Annotated in this window: 17 protein-coding genes, 1 tRNA gene and 1 pseudogene; 13 read left to right on the top strand and 6 right to left on the bottom strand. The window is 42.2% G+C overall.

Annotated elements, in window-relative coordinates; all coding sequences use genetic code 11:
* Nucleotides 1-1,334: DPP IV N-terminal domain-containing protein (locus QZ735_RS07470; RefSeq protein ID WP_294246334.1), on the bottom strand; the 1,334-nt coding region annotated here is incomplete at its 3' end.
* A gap of 119 nt (nt 1,335-1,453) precedes the next feature.
* Here QZ735_RS07470 and QZ735_RS07465 point away from each other — a divergent pair.
* Both QZ735_RS07465 and QZ735_RS07460 read left to right on the top strand, forming a co-directional pair.
* A complete protein-coding gene (locus tag QZ735_RS07465) occupies nt 1,454-1,927 on the top strand; it encodes a hypothetical protein (protein ID WP_294246332.1) in 474 nt (157 codons plus the stop codon).
* Nucleotides 1,928-1,939: 12 nt separating this feature from the next.
* Nucleotides 1,940-2,134, top strand: a complete 195-nt coding sequence (locus tag QZ735_RS07460) for a DUF6496 domain-containing protein (RefSeq protein WP_294246330.1) — start codon at nt 1,940-1,942, stop codon at nt 2,132-2,134.
* Nucleotides 2,135-2,332: 198 nt separating this feature from the next.
* On the opposite strand, the gene QZ735_RS07455 is transcribed toward QZ735_RS07460, so the two are convergent.
* Both QZ735_RS07455 and glgP read right to left on the bottom strand, forming a co-directional pair.
* Complete coding sequence (locus QZ735_RS07455) at nt 2,333-2,641, bottom strand: hypothetical protein (RefSeq protein WP_294246327.1); 309 nt, start codon at nt 2,639-2,641, stop codon at nt 2,333-2,335.
* A 330-nt stretch (nt 2,642-2,971) separates the two neighbouring features.
* Nucleotides 2,972-4,630, bottom strand: coding sequence for an alpha-glucan family phosphorylase (glgP, locus tag QZ735_RS07450; protein ID WP_294246324.1), 1,659 nt, complete (start codon nt 4,628-4,630; stop codon nt 2,972-2,974).
* Between the two features lie 185 nt (nt 4,631-4,815).
* On the opposite strand from glgP, the gene QZ735_RS07445 reads away from it, so the two are divergent.
* The 6 genes from QZ735_RS07445 to QZ735_RS07420 all read left to right on the top strand — a co-directional run bounded on the left by QZ735_RS07445 (nt 4,816) and on the right by QZ735_RS07420 (nt 13,013).
* Nucleotides 4,816-5,613, top strand: coding sequence for a hypothetical protein (locus tag QZ735_RS07445; protein WP_294246321.1), 798 nt, complete (start codon nt 4,816-4,818; stop codon nt 5,611-5,613).
* A gap of 127 nt (nt 5,614-5,740) precedes the next feature.
* On the top strand, nt 5,741-7,834 hold the full coding sequence (locus QZ735_RS07440) for a gliding motility-associated C-terminal domain-containing protein (protein WP_294246318.1): 2,094 nt from the start codon (nt 5,741-5,743) through the stop codon (nt 7,832-7,834).
* Between the two features lie 88 nt (nt 7,835-7,922).
* A complete protein-coding gene (locus tag QZ735_RS07435; RefSeq protein WP_294246316.1) occupies nt 7,923-9,299 on the top strand; it encodes a hypothetical protein in 1,377 nt (458 codons plus the stop codon).
* 5 nt (nt 9,300-9,304) lie between these two features.
* On the top strand, nt 9,305-9,838 hold the full coding sequence (locus QZ735_RS07430; protein WP_294246314.1) for a DUF1572 family protein: 534 nt from the start codon (nt 9,305-9,307) through the stop codon (nt 9,836-9,838).
* A 118-nt stretch (nt 9,839-9,956) separates the two neighbouring features.
* Nucleotides 9,957-11,303 (top strand): tRNA (N(6)-L-threonylcarbamoyladenosine(37)-C(2))-methylthiotransferase MtaB, encoded by a 1,347-nt coding sequence (gene mtaB, locus QZ735_RS07425; protein ID WP_294246312.1) that lies wholly within the window; start codon nt 9,957-9,959, stop codon nt 11,301-11,303.
* A gap of 192 nt (nt 11,304-11,495) precedes the next feature.
* A complete protein-coding gene (locus tag QZ735_RS07420; protein ID WP_294246309.1) occupies nt 11,496-13,013 on the top strand; it encodes an FMN-binding glutamate synthase family protein in 1,518 nt (505 codons plus the stop codon).
* Between the two features lie 51 nt (nt 13,014-13,064).
* On the opposite strand, the gene QZ735_RS07415 is transcribed toward QZ735_RS07420, so the two are convergent.
* Complete coding sequence (locus QZ735_RS07415; RefSeq protein WP_294246306.1) at nt 13,065-13,820, bottom strand: hypothetical protein; 756 nt, start codon at nt 13,818-13,820, stop codon at nt 13,065-13,067.
* Nucleotides 13,821-13,875: 55 nt separating this feature from the next.
* Here QZ735_RS07415 and QZ735_RS07410 point away from each other — a divergent pair, with 55 nt between their 5' ends.
* Entirely contained in the window at nt 13,876-14,316 is a 441-nt protein-coding gene (locus QZ735_RS07410) for an RNA-binding S4 domain-containing protein (protein ID WP_294246305.1), read from the top strand.
* A 17-nt stretch (nt 14,317-14,333) separates the two neighbouring features.
* On the opposite strand, the gene QZ735_RS07405 is transcribed toward QZ735_RS07410, so the two are convergent.
* Entirely contained in the window at nt 14,334-14,849 is a 516-nt protein-coding gene (locus QZ735_RS07405) for a shikimate kinase (protein ID WP_294246303.1), read from the bottom strand.
* Nucleotides 14,850-14,963: 114 nt separating this feature from the next.
* On the opposite strand from QZ735_RS07405, the gene QZ735_RS07400 reads away from it, so the two are divergent.
* A tRNA-Lys gene (locus tag QZ735_RS07400) sits at nt 14,964-15,036 on the top strand.
* A gap of 499 nt (nt 15,037-15,535) precedes the next feature.
* On the opposite strand, the gene panC is transcribed toward QZ735_RS07400, so the two are convergent.
* On the bottom strand, nt 15,536-16,384 hold the full coding sequence (panC, locus tag QZ735_RS07395; RefSeq protein ID WP_294246301.1) for a pantoate--beta-alanine ligase: 849 nt from the start codon (nt 16,382-16,384) through the stop codon (nt 15,536-15,538).
* Nucleotides 16,385-16,565: 181 nt separating this feature from the next.
* Here panC and QZ735_RS07390 point away from each other — a divergent pair, with 181 nt between their 5' ends.
* From QZ735_RS07390 to QZ735_RS07380, 3 genes and pseudogenes are all read left to right on the top strand, one after another.
* Nucleotides 16,566-17,336, top strand: coding sequence for a glycogen/starch synthase (locus QZ735_RS07390; protein WP_294246298.1), 771 nt, complete (start codon nt 16,566-16,568; stop codon nt 17,334-17,336).
* A 13-nt stretch (nt 17,337-17,349) separates the two neighbouring features.
* Nucleotides 17,350-18,900: a DUF4270 family protein gene (locus QZ735_RS07385; RefSeq protein ID WP_294246296.1), complete on the top strand. Its 1,551-nt coding sequence runs from the start codon at nt 17,350-17,352 to the stop codon at nt 18,898-18,900.
* Nucleotides 18,901-18,926: 26 nt separating this feature from the next.
* Nucleotides 18,927-19,750, top strand: a pseudogene (locus QZ735_RS07380) (glutamine--fructose-6-phosphate aminotransferase); the annotation flags it as partial.

The following is a 19,750-nucleotide window of genomic DNA, read 5'->3' as shown; positions in this document are numbered from 1 at the left end:
GCCTCATTGTTCTGAAGCTCTTTTACGGTTTTTCCGTTTCCGTCCTTTAAGACAAAAGTATACGGTTTTGCAGCAGTGGAAGACGTTTCAATGAAGTAATTGTAGTTTTTGCTGAAATTGGCGGAGTTATTTCCTTCCGCGTTGGAGATCAGCTGGGATTTACCGTTTTCGATATTTACTTTGGAAATCACTTTGTTGATGCTTCCTTTTTCGGTAGTCTGAATGTAAATCTCTTTGGATTTCGGATTGTACCCGTAATAATCGGTTACTTCCCAGTTGCCTTTTGTTACCTGTTTTTTCAGCTTTCCTTCCTTGTCATACCAGTATAAATGTCGGTTGCCGTCTCTTTCGGAAGCCCACAGGAAAGAATCATCCTCCAGGAATTCCAGCGTCGGGCTATCGGTATCGATCCATTTTTCATCGGTTTCAGTAAATAGTTTCTGTACCGCTCCGGTTTTGGTGTTTACTTTTAACAGGTCTGAAGCATTCTGAATCCTCCCGGACGTAATCAGGACGATTTCATCTGCTTTGGCAGTCTGGAATATATTGGGAATGTAGTAATTCTTGAATGATCCCAGGTTCAACGGCATTATTTTCCCGTTGTCCAGACGGTATAACTGTGCCGAAACCACAGAGTTTTTTTCTCCTGCCTTAGGATATTTGTAGCGCATTTCCGTAGGATACAGCGTTTTCCCGTAAATCGGGATGTAAATTTCCGGAACCTGGCTTTCATCAGATTTTATAAAAACAAGAGCATCGGAATTTTTAGTCCATTCATACTGCCTCGCATGTCCGAATTCTTCTTCGTATACCCAGTCTGCCAACCCGTTGAGAATGGAATTTTTCTTTCCGTCCGTTGTAATCTGGGTGATTTTTCCTGTATTCAGGTCCTGGTAGAACAGGTTGTTGTCTGCAATAAAAGCAACTTTGGCAGCATCAGGAGAGAATCTCGGTTCCTGTACGGGATTTCCGTTATTCAGGCTGGTTGTTTTTCCGGATTTCAGGTCTTTCACATCAAATTTCCCTAAAAAAGAATGCCTGTAAATCGGCTGGCTTTCTTTCTGCAGGAGGATTTTGGATTCATCATCCGAAAATTCATAGCTTTCAAACTGTCCGTCAACAATATTGCCTTCTTTCTGAGAGGTTTTATAGGAATATCTTGCGATACCGCCCTGTTCGATCACCAGGTAGTTTTCACCGTTTTTCATGGAAGTAATGCCGGCGATGCCTCTTCCGCAGTAATATCCTGAATATATTTTATCTAAAGTGATCTCCTGGGCAGATAAGCTCTGAAATGCTGCAGCCACTGTAAGGGTAAGTAAGAATTTTTTCATTTCTAATTTTAAAGAATTCAAATATAATAATTTTATAAGTGTCGGAAAAAAGCATTTTGTGACAGGTCCTTTGGCAAAAGAATTGAATATATTTAAAACAACAAAATCAAATAATCATTATGGAAAAGAATGCTTACGACCAGGAACTGAACCGATACGAACTTGAAGACCAGATCATCTATACCGGATTTTCAAGTTATGAAGACGCCGAAAATTATGCCCGGGACAAAAACGGGAAACTGGTGGAAGTAGGTTTCAGGGATGGGAACGATAATCCGGCTATTACCAATGAAGGCGGACTGCTGGAGAAAAAAATTCATTACCGGGCAGATGCAGGCGACGAATATCAGTTCATTCATTCATCAGATCCGGGATTCAGGGACTATGCAGATGAGCTGCAGAAAATAAAGGCTAAACTGAGAGAAGATGCGCCTGATGAAAGATATATCGCCAATTTTGAAATAGAAAATTCTGAAGATCCGATTGTCGTTATTAAAAACGGACATCTGGAATCCGTAACTTCAAGAGAGCGTTCAAAATACCTGAAACATGCAAAAGTTTACGAGATTGCCGTTTCGGTACCTAAATCATAAAACCACATCACTATGAGCAAGACAAAGTATTCTGAAAAAGCTCAGGACAAAGTAGGGCAGGTAATGCACGAATTTAAGGAAGGTAAACTGAAATCTTCTTCGGGAGATAAGGTAACAGACAGGAAGCAGGCCGTTGCCATAGGCATTTCTGAAGCCAGGGAAAAAGGACTGAAAGCCCCGTCTAAAGGTAAAAAAAAAGATAAATAAAAAAGAGACCGTTACGAAGACGGTCTCTTTTTGTATTCTGCACAGCATAAAGTCCCATTACTATTCTGTATTTTTTGAGAAATATACCGGATCACCGCTTGACTTGTAATTGGTATTCCTGCAAATCTCAAGGACATTACCGTAAAATAACAAAACCTTACCGGCTGACGAGGTTTTTGTTATTCATTTGTGCTTATCTTATTTAACGCTTTTCACTCTGATCATCCCTTTGTTCTCATGGTACATCATACACATTATTTTGCCGTCTCTCTCCGGGCATTTATCTGTCTTATCAAAAACCACAGATACTTTTTCACCTTCTTTTTTTGATTGAAGAATTTCGGAATTGCAGACCAGGTAATCTTCGTTTTCCTTTACCCTAAGGTAAGTTCCCGTACAATCCCGCACCACGGTACCGGTATTCAGCTTATCATGCACTGTTACTGTTGCGCAGGAAAATAATAAAACGGAAAATATTCCTGAGCATAAAATAGGTAAAACTTTCATCTTTTTTTATTTGAATTAAATGCAAAATCACAATATTCACACCAAAGCGGAATTAAGCTTCATTTTTTTTGGATTGTCATCTTTACGGGCAGGATGTTTTCTGAAGAAGAAGATGGGTCTTTCAGTGGCAGATTTAAAAGATCGGTCCGTACCATCAGCGGTTTCAGACAATGTTTTTACAGAGATTATGGGTAATACCGGTACAATTATGGAAATCCTATTTTTCAAACAGTGATGATCCGGGTATGGGTAAATGGCTTTACTGCCTCAACACAGAACCGGCGGAGCCAAAGGCTCCGCCGGTTGTTATCATGTTGTGATTCTGGTTTTTTACTGCCGGTTATAAAGCGTGTAATATTCATCTGCCATACGGTCGCTGTTGAAGCTTTCTTTCACATCGCTCATAGACTGGTACTGGATTTTTCTCCATTGGTCCGGCCGGTCGTAATAAGTAGGCAGAATCTCGTTTTCAAGCAGGTCGTACAGGGCATTGAGGTCATAATTATCCTGTTCATACACACTCATGTTTTCATAATCACATTTGGGAACCACAAAAGAATTTACGCCGGGTTTTGCAAATTCGGGAATCCATCCGTCATCTGTTGACAGGTTAACGGAGCCGTTCATAGCGGCTGTCATTCCGGAAGTTCCCGAAGCTTCCCTCGGTACCCTTGGGTTATTGAGCCAAAGATCGGATCCCTGTTTTAAGGATTTGCTAAGTGAAAGTTCATAGCCTGTAAGGACAGCCATATTCTTATTGCTCTTGCTTTCTTCTACCAGGAAATTAAAAGAGGACAGAGCGGCATAATCCATCGGATAAGGTTTTCCCGCCCAGATCATCTGGATAGGATATTTCGGATGATTCAGAAGTTTATAGAAACGGGCTTTGTCATGCAGCAGGAGATCGGCACGTTTATAACCGGCAAATCTCCTTGCCCATACGATCGTGAAGACATCAGGGTTAAAAAGATTGCCTGTCTGGTCTGCTACGATTTTGAAAAGTCTTTTCTTAAGGTGTTTTTTACGGTAATCGAATACCATCTTATCATTTTCATCCTTCGCATTGTACAGCGGTTTGTCTGCCCAGTACTTAAAATCCTGCGCATTGGTAATGGACGTTATTTCACAGATACCGTCATATTTGCTCCACATGGATCGGGCTACGGTGCCATGCAGCTGGGAAACGCCATTGGCGATTTTTGCCATTTTCAGCGCACAGAGCGAGTGGTTAAAGAGGTCATCGTCTGAACCTTCGATACGCTTGATCTCATCCATGCTGAAACCGGAAAAATACGACATATCATGGCACAGGCGGAGGTTATGTTTTTCATTGCCGGCCTCTTCCGGTGTATGGGTGGTGAAAACGAGTTTTTCTTTTACCTTATTGAGGTCACCGTTGTATTTCTTGAGCAGATGGAAGGCTGCCGGAAGTCCGTGGGCTTCATTCAGATGATAGACCTCCCTTTCGATGTTCAATTCATCCAGCAGCTGTGCGCCGCCTTTGCCGAGCAGGATATATTGGGCAATCTTGGTAGATTCGTTGGCATCGTACAGGCGATGGCAGATGGTTTTAGACACATGGTCGTTTTCCGGGACATCCGTAGAAAGGAAAAACATCGGCGCCGTATTAAAGATTTCAGGATCGAGATACCATACCTTTACCCATACAGGCGCACTGTGGATTTCAATCTGGAATTTGATTCCCGTATCTTCCAGGAAGCTGTACATTTTCTTTGTCCAGACCGGCTGGAGGGTCTGATCATGGTTCCGGGCCTGGTCGTAATACCCGAATTTCCACAGGATGCCGATACCGATGAGGTCCTGCTTCAGGTTATAGGCACTTCTCATATGAGACCCGGCAAGAAATCCCAATCCTCCTGAATATATTTTCAGCACCTGCTCAATGGCAAATTCCATTGAAAAGTATACTGCTTTTTTCGTGTATTTCGGGTCAACGGGGAACGGTACTGTAAAGTTCTTAAAATCCATACATCATATTTTTATGTTATTCTGTCAAAGGTATTGAATAGGAAAACAATCCGAATGTTAATTATTCAATAAATTATTTTTAAAGGGTGTTTTAAAACTGTTTTTTATCTACCTTTAGGTATGAGTTTCTGATCATCAAAACTTCATGCCAAGATGTGTTCTTCAATCAACAAAAAAGGAATCACATGAAAAAAACATTTTCTGATGAAGATTTAATAAAGAATCTGAGCCTGTATTACCTGAACCGGCATCTGAAAAAGAAGCCGATCGAAAAATACCACCGGGCCATTGATGCCTCCAGGCTTCACGACCGTGAAAAGTACAGGAAAAAAACGGAAATTCTGCTCCTCAATGCACTGATGCACCATTTTCCTGATCTTACATTTGAAGATTTGACCTGTGAAAGTCCTGATTTTATTGCAAAGCTTAATAACAGGAAAATCGGAATTGAGCTTACCGAGGTCATCAACCATCTGGAAATGAAGAAAGCCGAAAGCTGCCTGAATAAAATTTTCCGCCGTGCAGAAGTCCTGCTGGAAGAAGAGAACACTGCGAAATACCGTGGTGTTTATTTTTTGGAATTTTTAGCAGATACCCGATGGCATACTCCGGACTACCAGAATGAAACCATCGCCGATATCTGCAAAAGCATTAAGAAAGGAAAACCTGCAGGCTGCGTAAGGAACCTGAGGAAATCTGCTCACCGCAGAAATGTTTTCATTACCCATGAATATAACATGAACCTGTTTGACGGGCTGGGATCCGGTAAAATCCTCGAACTTATTGAAAAAAAGAACGAAAAATTCCCTTATTACGATAATTCGGTGGACGAGTGCTGGCTGGTTATTGTTTCGGATATGAATTCCATTGCCTCACGCTATACTTTTATTCAGGATCAGGAATACCTGCAGCAGGTAAAGAGTCCTTTTCATAAAATTTTTCACCTGGAGAATCTTTGCGGAAATATGACCAGTATCAAGTAATTATTTATTAAAAATGAGGTATTATTAACATTTATATAAATTATTTTTATTAAAAGTTGTTAATCTTACTGTAAATGTCTATTTTTGAATGTGCGTAAAGGTCTGATTGATAACCAAAATGAAAAATATGAAAAAATATTTACTGCTTTTTTTCCTGCTCATCTCCGGATGGTCTTTTTCACAGGCAGACTGTTCCACTGCGCTAGCCGTCTGCGGAAATTCCAATATCACCTATTCTCCTTCGGGAATAGGAGCTACCAACGAAAGCCTCGGCGGCTGCCTTGTCTCGGGAGAGCATAATTCCATCTGGTACAAAATCACAATCGCTACCGGCGGAACCCTTACGTTTGATCTGGTTCCTTCGGATCCCGATGCGGATTACGACTGGGCCATTTATGGTCCGAATGCTTCCTGCGGAAGTTTAGGAACACCTGTGCGGTGTAATGCGGCTACCGTTCTCGGGGTAGGAGCCTCTACCGGACTGAATATGACCAGCACCATTACCAGTGCCGCAGGCGGATCGCTTACACCCTATTGCCGTTACCTGGATGTTCTTCCGGGACAAACTTATTACTTGTACATCGATAACTGGGTAGACGTATTTAACCCGGTAATGGCTCCTTTTTCCCTGACCTGGGGCGGAACCGCCACACTGGCCTCTCCGTTTACCAATCCGGCCATACAGACCCAGCCTTTCACGGCACCGGGCATACCGGCTGCCAATCCTGCTGATCCCAGGGAAATCATCATTTGCCAGAATCCTGCTGTTTTCGATTTCAGTACCCTCTCGGCAGGAATCCTGAACGGCAACAGCAATTTCCAGATCAGTTACCATACTTCCCAGAACAATGCGCTTTCGGGAGCCAGCCCTATTCTGGCTCCTCAGAATGTAAGCACTACCGCTACTTATTATTACAGCATCCATTATCAGGATCCTGCCAACCCTGCGAATCCGCTGAATTCCTGCCGGCAGGTGGGAGCTTTTAAATTCAAGCAGGGAAATATTACCGGGAATAATGTTACCCTGTTCAGCTGCAATAACAACAATGCAGGAACAGCAGTTTTCAATCTTACCACAGCCGCTGTCTTCACAGGTACAAATGCCACGAAAGTATACTATCAGAGCCTCTCAGACCTTAACGGAGGTGTTAACCATATAACAGATCCTGCAAACTTTGTATCCGCTGAAGGCACGGTGTATGTTAAAATCACTTCCCAGTTCGGGTGTACCGCAACTGCGGTTATTACCCTCAAGTTTCATCCGGTTGTGATTGTAACGGAAGCCACACTGAGATCCTGCTTTATAGAAGGAAGCCCTTCTACTGCGGTTTTTGATCTGAGTACTGCACCGGTAACTGCACAGACCGGTATAAAAACCTATTATCCCTCACTTGCGGATGCCCAGAACGGAACCAACCTGATTTCCGGCTTCACGAATTATACGGCATCGAGCGGTGTGGTTTTTATCCGCGTTACCAATGCCAACGGCTGTTATGCCATTGCCAAGGTTAACCTTTTTGTAATCCCGCCGGTATACTCTGCTATTTTACAGGATAAAACAATCTGTATGGAAGATCATACCATGCTGGATGCAGGTCCCGGATTTACCGCTTACGAATGGAGTACCGGAGCCACTACCCAAAGCATCAGTAACGTTGGAGTAGGCACTTATTGGGTAAAACTGAAGACCGGTGCATGTACCGCTTACCAGACAGTGAAAATTTATGCAGCGGAACAACCTGTTATTTCCGGGATTGATGTCGCCAACAATACCGTGACTGTGAATGTTATCGGTGGTACACCGCCATATCAATATTCAGGAGACGGGATCAGCTGGCAGGATTCCCATGTTTTTACAAATGTACCGAGAGGGGACAACCAGGTTTTTGTAAAGGATGCCTATGATTGCGAACCGGTTACCGTCACTATTGTAGTTCCGAACCTTATCAATGTGATTACTCCGAACGGGGATGGGGTTAATGACATCATCGATTATTCTGCGCTGGGAAGCAAACAGAACCTGATTTTTACTATTTTTGACCGCTATGGCAACAAGATATTCGAAGCCAGCAAGTTTAATGGATATCAATGGAACGGTACCATTGCCGGAAATAAAGCGCCTACCGGTACTTACTGGTATTCCGTAACCTGGAATGAAAATGATAAGAAAAATACCCCGATCAAATATACCGGCTGGGTGCTGGTGAAAAACAGGGACTGATGAAGCCCGCTGAAACCGCCGCTGTAGTGGCGGTTTTGTTTTTTAACAAAAACGTGATCTGAATGCCATTTATCTTTATTTTTACAGCGTGATGAAATTATCCGGAACTTTTATTTGCCTTCTGTTGTCCCTGTGGCTGTTTCCACAGAAAAAATATATTGTCGGACCTTATGAATTCGATCCGCAAAACAAAATCATTAGTGTATACAGTGAGACGGGAGGCGTAAATTGGGACGGTTTCACCTACAAAAAAATCCCGGATATCGATTATGATAAGATCTCGCTGATCTTTCTGAATGACCGGTGCTTTCTGAGCAAGTCGCTTCCTGCAGTTAAGGATAGTGATTATCATAAAGATACTTTGATCAGTCCCAAAGGGATGGTTTTTGATCTGGAAGGATCTGAATTCCTGATCCTGAAAAAAGATAAAACCGTCGATCCGGTAAAATACTCGAAACAGGAGGAGTATTTTTACAGGAATGCAAAACATGAGCTTTTTTTCTACGATGCATATTCAGGAAGTTTACAGAAAGTTTACAGTCCCATTGATATAAAGCACTACAACAGATTCGCTTTTTATTTTTTTTACAATGACACGGCTTTATATTATTTTGAGCGGCAGGATGCTACCGGAACTTTCAGGTTCCGGAAAATAGCAGCCAAAAAAAGCAATGAACCGTTACGGGCTTCCGGACATTATCTGGTTTTCGGCAACCGCGTTTTTACCGGAGAAATCCCTGGTAAAACACTACAGCTTGATCCGGGCCGGATCATGGAAACCGATCTGAGCTGGGACGGCAGCAGATCCGTCATTACAGACGGTAAAAATTTCTATGAAAGAGAAAATTCTTTGTATCGTTCCCAACCTGTGAACCATTTTTATTATGCAGATTCTTTCTTTACTTCAGGAAAGAGGATACAGCGGATTATTTCGGGCTTGAATTGCTTCTATTCCGTCTCGGATTCCGCAAAAATCTATGTAGCGAATGAAGCGGAAGTGAAAAATACGGATATCAGCCAAAACAGTGTGGACAGCCGGATGGTACTGGCAAACGGCACGCCCTATCTGCTTCCTTCAGACGGAAAACCTGTAAAAATCAAACAGGTGATGATCCTCAACAGTTCTTCAGGATCATACGAGGACCTTGATTTCCGGCAGCTGAAAATAGTGAATTTTAAGTATTTCGTATACAAAGAAAAACTGTATTTCAGAGGAAATCCTGTGCTGTCGGAAGGGCTTAACTGTAAAGCATTATCTAAAATCAAAGATACCGATCATCTGACGGACGGAAAAAGCACAATCTATTCAGGCAGCAACTATATTATATCAGAAAATACCTACACCGGAGACACCCGGTCCTATGGAAAAGATTTGCTGGTGAATGACCGTTACATCGTATTTAGAGGGAATACTATTCCCATAGAGGAACTGGGGATTACAGTCTACCAGACAAAGAAAAAATAGATACTATGAAAGATTTATTTATCAAACGTTTTGAATATTATAAAATGTTGGGCGACCAAACCTTTGCCCAGCTTTCGGAAGAAGATATCTTCTGGCAATTCAATGAGGAAAGTAATTCCATAGCCGTCATTGTAAAGCATGTAGCTGGTAATATGCTGTCTCGGTGGACCCATTTTTTAACGGAAGACGGTGAGAAAGACTGGAGGAACCGTGATGAAGAGTTTATCAATACTTTCAAAACAAAAAAAGAGGTACTTGAATACTGGAGTAAAGGCTGGAATTGTCTTTTCGCAGCACTGGATCAGATTACTGAAGAAAATCTGTACGTTACTATCTATATCAGAAATGAAGCGCATTCGGTGATCGATGCCGTTTTTAGACAGTTGGCGCATTATCCTTACCATGTCGGTCAGATCGTTTACCTGGCAAGAATGAGAAAGCAGGGAGAATGGAAAACGCTGTCCATTGCCAAAGGCAGTTCTGCTGAATTCAATGCCGGTATGGGAATGGAACTTCCGGAAAGTGAAACTTCCGGTTGATCTCCCGTCTATCATCAGGATAGTCCAAAACCGGGGATGAATATAAGCTATAGACTGAATCAATTTGAAAATCATATTAAATCACTATCTTTGCACCCACAAAATTCAGAATCAATAAATGTCTCACTTTCACAGAACTGCTGCATTTCATACCCTTGGCTGCAAATTAAATTTTGCGGAAACTTCCACCATTGCCCGTCAACTGACGGACGCCGGCTACGATAAGGTAAGCTTTGATGACAAAGCCGATGTCTATGTCATCAATACCTGTTCGGTTACGGAAAACGCAGACCGTGAATGCAAGCTGCATGTGAAAAGAGCAATGAAGGCCAATCCGGAAGGACTGGTAGTAATCGTAGGCTGCTACGCCCAGTTGAAACCTGAGGAAATTTCCCGGATTACCGGTGTTGACTTGGTCTTGGGTGCCAAAGAAAAGTTCAATATACTGAGCTATCTTGACGATCTGGAAAAATCTGAAAACGAAGGTCTTGTCCATTCCTGTGAAATTGAGGAAACCGATTTCTTTATCGGAAGTTATTCCATTGGTGACCGTACCCGTGCCTTCCTGAAAGTCCAGGATGGGTGCGACTATAAATGTACTTACTGTACCATTCCCCTGGCCAGGGGAATTTCGCGCTCCGATACCATTGAAAATGTCCTGAAAAATGCAACGGAAATTGCAGCCAGAGATATTAAGGAAATTGTTCTCACCGGGGTAAATATCGGTGATTATGGAAAGGGGGAGTTCGGCAACAAAAGGCATGAGCATACCTTTCTGGACCTGATTTCGGAGCTTGACCAGGTGGAAGGCATCGAAAGGATCCGTATTTCATCCATAGAACCGAACCTGCTGAAAGATGAGAGCATTGAACTGGTTTCCCGCAGCAAAAGTTTTGTTCCGCATTTTCACATTCCATTGCAGTCGGGGAGCGATGAGCTGCTGAAGAAGATGAAACGCCGTTATCTGACAAAACTGTACACGGACAGGGTGTACAAGATCCGCGAAGTAATGCCGGATGCAGCCATCGGAGTAGATGTAATCGTCGGTTTCCCAGGGGAAACGGAAGAATTATTTATGGAAACCTATAACTTCCTGAATGAGTTACCGATTACCTATCTTCATGTCTTTACGTATTCCGAAAGGGAAAATACGGAAGCTGCCGGAATGGAAGGAGCTATTCCGGTTCCGGAAAGAAAAAGGCGCAATAAGATGCTCAGGATCTTATCGGAAAAGAAAAAAATGGCCTTTTACCAGACCCAACTGGGTAAAACGCTGCCTGTACTTTGGGAGCATGAGAATAAAGATGGGAAAATGTTCGGCTTTACTGAAAATTACGTCAGGGTACAGAAGGAGTTCGATACTGCTTCCGTCAATCAGATTGAATTTTTAAAGCTTGAAAAAATAGAAGCTGACGGCAGTGTGTCAGTGATAAATTCCTTTGAAAGTTTCCTGGAGAAGATTTAAATTCGCTCCGTTACCATTTATCCGTTACTGATCCGGCACCGGCTTTATTAAGCGCGGGCAAATTTATATATGTGCCTCTTTTAAGGAATTGTTATCGGTACAGCTTTCTGTATCTGATCTGAATTTTCACGGAAGTCCCACTGTGGTAGGCAATTTGCAGCAGTTGGTGTACATCTGAAAAATTCAAGGATTATGAGAAACAAATTTTTGCTGTGGGGAGCGGTCATCCTGGCTGTTTCGTGGGCTGTTGCTTACCTGACCAAAGTAGACTGGTGGGTGCCTTTTTTCCTCACGATCATTTATGCCATTGGCGTCTATAACGTAACCCAGACCAGGCATGCCATTCTCAGGAACTTTCCTGTCCTGGGTTATTTCCGGTATTTTTTTGAAAGTATTTCGCCGGAAATGCAGCAGTATTTTATAGAAAGGGAAACCGATGGAAAGCCTTTTCCACGGAACCAGCGGGCCGCAGTTTACAGAAGGGCCAAAAACCTCAGCGATACCGTACCTTTTGGTACCCAGCTGGAAGTGAATCACAGGAAATATGAAGGCATCAAGCATTCCATCTATGCAAAATCCCCTTCCGGAGAACTGCCGAGGGTTTGGGTTGGGGGAGAGCAATGCAGCCAGCCCTACCATGCTTCACTGCTTAATATTTCAGCCATGAGCTTCGGCGCATTGAGCGACAGGGCACAGATCTCCCTGAACAGGGGAGCCAAAAAAGGAAATTTTTATCACAATACAGGAGAAGGGGGCATTTCGCCTTACCATATGGAAGGAGGTGATCTCTGCTGGCAGATCGGTACCGGATACTTCGGCTGCAGGGATGATGAAGGAAACTTCAATCCGGAACTGTTTGCAAAATATGCCATACTTCCTAATGTAAAGATGATTGAAATAAAACTTTCCCAGGGAGCCAAGCCCGGCCATGGAGGCGTGCTTCCCGGTGTGAAAAATACGCCTGAGATCGCAAAAATACGCCACGTAAAACCGGGAACCACAGTGCTCTCTCCACCGGGGCACTCTGCATTTTCCAATGCCGCAGGATTGTTAAGGTTCGTGCAGCAGCTCAGGGATCTTTCAGGAGGCAAGCCCATAGGTTTTAAGCTCTGTATTGGGGATACGAAAGAATTCGAAGAGATCTGTATCCAGATGAATGTCCTTAAAATTTATCCTGATTTTATCACGGTAGACGGTGCCGAAGGCGGAACCGGAGCCGCTCCCCCGGAATTTTCGGACGGGGTGGGGATGCCTCTGGAACCTGCCCTTATTTTTGTCAACCGGACATTGGATTATTATAATGTCAGGAAAAAACTCAGGATCATAGCCAGCGGAAAAGTACTGACCAGCCTGGATATCTTAAGAGCGGTAGCCATGGGCGCGGATATGTGCAACAATGCAAGAGGATTTATGTTTTCCTTAGGATGCATACAGGCACTGCGGTGCAACAATAACAAATGCCCGACAGGCGTTGCTACCCAGGATAAAATGCTGATCAAAGGCCTGGATGTTACCGACAAGGCGGAACGGGTGTATCATTTTCACAAAAATACCCTTCACACCTGCAATGAACTGATTGCCGCTGCAGGAAGAAATTCTTATGAAGAAGTGGACGCCTCAATGTTCATGCGCGGCGATGAGTTTGATCATCTCTCGGACCACTACTTTCCGGATATCTTAGGAAATGTAAAACAGAAAGCTACGTTTTAGAGATAAGAAACGCTCCGGTTTGGGAGCGTTTTTACTTTTTTATCAACTAATTTAAGGCCTTTGATTTGCCTTATAGATCTGGAAATTAAAGACAAAGGAGATATTCTTGAGAGAATAGCCGTTGTAGTTATAATGTGCATCCCTTGCAAAAGCCGCCCGGGAAGGAACAATAATAACCCCTTGTAGATTGTATTTGTCCACGTCTGACATATTGGCAAACCCTTTGAAGTACTTCAGCCCCTCCTGGAATCCTTCGATTTCATAATAACTTCTTTTTTTAGCTTCGCTACCAGCAGCTGCTGCATCCAAAGTTGATTGTTTAACATAATAAAACAAAGGATCAGTGATTGGTGAACCAGTACCATTGATGGTATTGATCAGGCTTCCTGCTGGATTAAATGCAACCGTACCGTTGGTACTGGTGGCCAGGTAATAATTAGCCCTAATCATGGTTCTGATCTGGGTAGCAGTTGCAGATGCTGAATTTGTATCCAGAGTTACTCCGTCAGTAGGCTGGGCATCGCTTTTTACGATATAGACCACTCCTGAAGGCATTAACTTTACCGGATTCAGTTCAGACAGTTTTTTCTCATTGTCATCCGAGGCATCGGTAGGGCTGAACGCTTTTATATTTCCCTGAGAATCCAGATAATTGTCATTCAGGAATTTCTCAATAGCCTGGTCGTCATAGGTGTTTCTTACGGCAACATCTTCAGGCTCCACAAAAGTCTGAACCTCCTCCTCATCCTTCTTACAGGCGGAAAAACACAACGATCCGGCAAGGATATATAAAAATATTTTTTTCATTTCAAAAAAGTTTAATTACTTTACAGATAATATAACGGCAAAAGTATAAAAAAATATGAGAATAGATAAATTTTTATGGAGTATTCGCTTTTACAAGACCAGAAGCATTGCTACGGAAGAGATAAAAAAGAACAGGGTAGCCATCGGGGAGTCTGTAGTGAAGTCATCAAAGGAGGTTAAGGAAGGGGATATTATTAAAATCCGTAAAAACCAGATCGACTACAAAATCAAGGTACTTCAGATCCCTAAAAGCAGGATGGGAGCAAAGCTGGTTCCGCTTCACATCAAGGATGTTACGGATACAGAACAGTACGAGTTGCTGAAAATGCGCAAAATGTCCCAGGATTATTACCGGAACAGGGGCGAGGGAAGGCCTACCAAGAAAGACCGGAGGGATATGGACGACTATGTGGGGAACGATGTTGAATCTGACTTCACGGATTGGGACGACTTCTTCGGTGAATCAGGTCAGGACCAGGACGAAAAAGAAGGTTAATACGTATAAGAAAAGCTCTAGAAATAGAGCTTTTCTATAATCTCATTAACGATATCTTCCGGCTCACGGTGATCTGTGCCTATTGTAAACTGCGCTTTCCCGTAGAAAACATTTCTTTCAAAAAGATGCTTGGCTATAAATTCCGGCAGTTCTTCTTCAGGGATCCGGGCAATCAGCGGCCTTTTTTCTTTCTGCTTGGAAAGCCGTTCTGCCAGGGTACCTACAGAAGCCCTCAGAAAAACGCTTTTGGAACTATTGTTTATAATTTCCATGTTGTTATAATAAACAGGGGTTCCCCCGCCCAAGCTCAGGACCACGTTTTCTTCGCCGGCCAGAATTTCTTCCAGTGTCTCCCTTTCCAGCTTCCTGAAATAGATTTCCCCCTTTTTTTCGAAGATCTCCGGGATGGTTAATTTGCTCCTCAAAAAAATCTCTTTATCCAGATCAATTAATTTAAAATTGAGTTTGTCGCTTAAAATTTTGGAAATGTGAGATTTGCCACTTCCCATGTATCCGACCAGTGAAATTATCATGAATTTTTTTTAAACAAATTTGCAAAAAAGTTTTGAGAAATAAAAAAAAGCTATATCTTTGCACCACTTAAAACAAGGGACATTACTTAAATGAAACTTGATGCTAAAGTGACCGACTCGGTAGCTCAGCTGGTAGAGCAATACACTTTTAATGTATGGGTCCTGGGTTCGAATCCCAGCCGGGTCACAATTTTACTGAAAAGTAAATTTTTTTCATATTAATATTTTGTGATTTGGTGTTTCAAAGGCTTCCCTCAGGAAGCCTTTGATTTTTTATGGCATCAAGCGCCTTCCGGATCAACCGTAAAGCTGGGGATTAAGAGAAAGTGTTGTTAACTGAATTGAAAAATCAGTTTTTTTATTCTGTACAGGCTTTTCTGAAAATGGGATGATAGAAGGCAGCGCTTTTCTTTATAAAGGAATTAGATGTATGGTAATGTGCATCCTCTTTACTTGCTTAATTTAATGTGTTGTGCTGAGCCCGTCGAAATATCTGCGACCGGAAATATGCGGATGGAATGTAATCTGTTTCCTGACATCGATAGCATCTGAAATTTTCCCCTTAACTTGTCACTAATCCGATTTCCTGAAGTTTTTTTGTTTGCCTCATTTGGGAAGGAAATAAAAAAGCGCCACTTTAAAAGTAACGCATGTATGTTGAAACGACAGGTGACAATGGTTTAAGATCAGTCAAGATGCATATTGTCGATCAGCCTTACCCCATCTACCACTACCACGATAAAGGCTCTGAACTTCCTGTCTTTATAAAAGAAATCTGTTTCTTTCAGGGTCTTCTCATCAGCAATCAGGAAGTATTCCAGCTGCATTCCGCGTTGGTGATCAAAAATATCCTGTATTCTTTCTTTAATCTCAGGAACTGTTATTACTCTGAACCATTCTTTTACTTTTATCAGGGTTTCATAAATGATCTTTGATGCTTCCCTGCGGTCCTTGTCAAGACGCTGGTTCCTTGAGCTCAGCGCAAGCCCGTTTTCTGCCCTGTAGATAGGAACCCCTTTGATATTGATCGGAAGGTTTTTCTTTTGGGTCATTTTCCGGATGATGGCCAGCTGCTGAAAGTCTTTTTCTCCGAAATAGGCGTTGTCGGGCTTTACCTGCCGGAAGAGTTCTTCCACTACGGTTCCCACGCCGTCGAAATGTCCCGGTCTGGATTTTCCTTCCATTTCATCTTCAAGACCGTCAAAATCATACCTTGTACTTTCGGCTTTTTCAGGATATATGTCATGAACTTCGGGGATGTAGACGGCATCCACAAGCCCGGATCTTTCGAGAATAGCAATATCACGGTTGATATCACGCGGATATTTCTCCAGATCTTCCGGATTGTTGAATTGGGTGGGATTGACAAAAATTGAGGATACGATAAGGTCATTTTCTTTCCTCGCTTCACTGTAAAGGGATAAGTGTCCGTCATGAAGGGCTCCCATGGTAGGGGCAAAACCGATTTTTTTCCCCATTTCCTTCTGTCTTTCAATGAAATCCTGAAGGATTTTCCTGCTTTTTAAAACTTCCATCGTTTATTGTAATAGAAATTCAAAAATACTAAAAATATCATATAATCAGGGCATGATAAAAAGTAGATTCACAATCCCCACGTGTGAATTTTCGTAAAAAAATGTTAATTAAATTAATGTTGGATGTTTTTTCGTAATTTTGCGCATTAAAGCGTTTTTACAAAAATTAGATAGAAAATTTATGCCGAATCAAAAAATACTGTACATTACTACAGAGATGTATCCATACCAGGAAGACACCAATATGGCTGCAGTGGTAAACAAAATGGCACTTAAGATGCACAACGAGGGCAATGATGTAAGAGTTTTTATGCCAAGATTTGGACAAATAAGTGAAAGGAAATTCCAGTTGCATGAGGTGATCCGTCTTTCCGGAATGAACATCATCATCAATGATCTTGATCAGCCGCTTATTATAAAAGTGGCATCACTTCCGGGGGAAAGGCTTCAGGTCTATTTTATCGATAACGAGGAATATTTTAAAAGAAAGCAGTACTACGTAGATGATAGCGGCAACCCATTTGATGACAACGATGAAAGGGCTATTTTCTTTGCACGAGGGGTAATCGAGACGATTAAAAAACTGAACTGGGTGCCCGATGTAATCCACCTGAACGGATGGATGTCATCCTTCGTGCCGATCTACCTCAAAACCTATTACGAATCTGACACTTATTTTAAAGATGCTAAAATCGTACTTTCATTATATAATGAAAAAGATGCAGCGCTGGCTTCCGATATCGGAGAAAAACTGAAGTTTGATAATATTTCAGGGCTGAAAGCGTTAGATAATCCAAGTGTGAAAACATTTGTAACGGAAAGCATGGACTACGTGGATATGGTGGTGAAAGGGGATGAGTTCCTGGATGAAGATCTGGACAAAGCCTTTAATGAAACCGCCACTCCGAAATCAGAATACCTTGATGTGGATTCAATCAATCAACTTTATTAAAAACATTTTTTTAATGATTCAAATACTTAAAAAGGCAATCGCCATATGTTCGCTGGTGGTTTTAGGAGGCGCAATGCTTTACAACTGTGAGCCCGATCCCGATGCCCTGGGAGAGCAGCTGTTTTTGGGAGATGCGGCGCAGGGAACTGAAAAGGCTTTTGAGATTACAACTTTTAATATTCTTAACAATGACCAGATAAGGAGTGATGCTTCAAAATTAGTTGAGGCTGCTCCACTAGGCGCTTTTAAAGAAGGCCAGTTCGGGATGCAAAGGGCATCTTATCTTACCCAGTTGAGATTATCCACCTATAATCCTGATTTCGGTACTGATGCCGTAGTGGATTCCGTAGTATTGGTTATAAAACCGACGTTCGCTTCTGATTCGGTGACTACTACTACATTAGATGATAATTATACTTACAAAACGACTGCCGATGAAACAGTAAATGCAAAAAAGGTAGTCAATACATATCCGGTAACAAAATTCGGAAAAGCTAAGAAAACATTGAATATTCATGTTAATGAAGTAACTACATTCTTAAAAGGCTCTTCTGATTCTGTACAATCTAATCAAAACTTTGCCTATGATGCCACTTTGTTGGGTTCAAAAGAATTCAAAGGAAGCATCAGTTCGGTACTTATTACGAAGGATAGTGACGGCAGTGAATTATTTACCACCGCAAGTATTCCGGGAATCAGGATACCATTGGATAAAACATTTTTTCAGAATAAAATTATTGCTAAAAAAGGACAGCCTGAGCTTCAGGACGCTTCCAACTTCATCAGGCATATCAAAGGGCTGAGAATTTCCGTTGCGGAAGATGACGGTTACCTGTTTAAGTTTTCTCCGAATGCAATGCAGCTGATCATGTATTATAAAAATGGTACCGGAACAGCCAAAACCCCTGCTACTTATGCCTTTGATTTAGGTTCTGCCAATACCCATATCGGTCAGTATGAATATAACAGAAATGATAGTGCACTTAAAAGTGCAGCTATCGGCAGCGAGAGCAATAGTGTTACAAAGCTGTTTGTACAAGGGATGGGAGGACCTTCCGTTGGTGTGAAATTTCCTTTGCAGACCATACAGGATCTCAGAAAACTGAAGACGGATAATAAGTCAGCGATCATCAGCGCTAAAGTAAGATTGTATATAGACCCATCCTGGAAAAATTCCTATACAAAACCTGCAGCGTTTACGCTTTTACAGAGAACAAGCAATGACTACAATGTTTCTTTTACCGAAGATCTCTCCGCATTTGCTACTTTACCTGGATTTGTACTTATCAGATCTAACTTAACCAATGACCGCCCCTATTATGATTTTGTTGTAACACAATCTCTGAAAACACTTGTAGAAAAACAGGAAGGTAATGAAGCATCAGGTAAATACCTGAAAATCGATATAGGAGCTTTCCTGACTGATGTCAATAAGAACTTGATAGGACCTAAGATTACTTCAAGATCGTATGATACTCAAAGAGTCGTTTTGGTAGGTGCCGATGCAACAAATACAACGGATAATAACCGGGCGCAGCTCCTGGTTACTTACGGGACAAAATAAAATTAAAAAAAAACACTTGATCAATTATGTGTGGAATTGTTGGATATACAGGCTTCCAGGATGCTTATGATATTGTTATCAATGGCCTGAGAAGACTGGAATACAGAGGGTACGACAGTGCCGGAATCGTGCTGGAAAGTACAGATAACAAACTTGAAGTAGAGAAAACCAAAGGAAAGGTAGATGACCTGGTTGCTATATCAGACAATCTGAAGGGAACAGCTACTATTGGTATGGGGCATACCCGCTGGGCAACACACGGGGTACCGAGCGACAGGAATTCCCATCCGCATCTTTCCAATAATAATAAAATAGCACTGGTACACAACGGAATCATAGAAAATTATGATACTATCAAGACCATGCTTACCGATAAAGGGTACACTTTTAAATCCGAAACCGATACAGAAGTGCTGGTCAACCTGATCCAGTATTTTATGGAACTTACTCCGGAAACGGATTTCCCGACTGCCGTAAGGTATGCGCTGAATGAAGTATACGGAGCATATGCCATTACCGTGATGCATGAGGATGAACCGGGCATACTGGTAGTAGGAAGACTAGGTTCACCACTGGCCATCGGAATCGGCGATCAAGAGTATTTTATTGCATCCGATGCCTCACCTTTCGTGGAATTTACCAAAGAAGCCATTTACCTGGAAGAAGGGCACATGGCTACCATTTCCCTCGAAAACGGAGTGGATATCAGGACTATTAGCGAAAACTCGAAGATCGAGCCGGAGATCCAGGAGCTTAAGATGAGCCTCGAACAGATCGAGAAAGGAGGGTACGAACATTTTATGCTGAAGGAAATTTTCGAACAGCCGAAATCCGTACAGGATACCATGAG

The sequence above is a fragment of the uncultured Chryseobacterium sp. genome, assembly GCF_913776365.1.
In the GTDB taxonomy this organism is placed as follows: Bacteria; Bacteroidota; Bacteroidia; order Flavobacteriales; family Weeksellaceae; genus Chryseobacterium.
The sequence above is the reverse complement of the archived record's forward strand: the minus strand, read 5'-3'. Positions and strand labels throughout refer to the sequence as shown.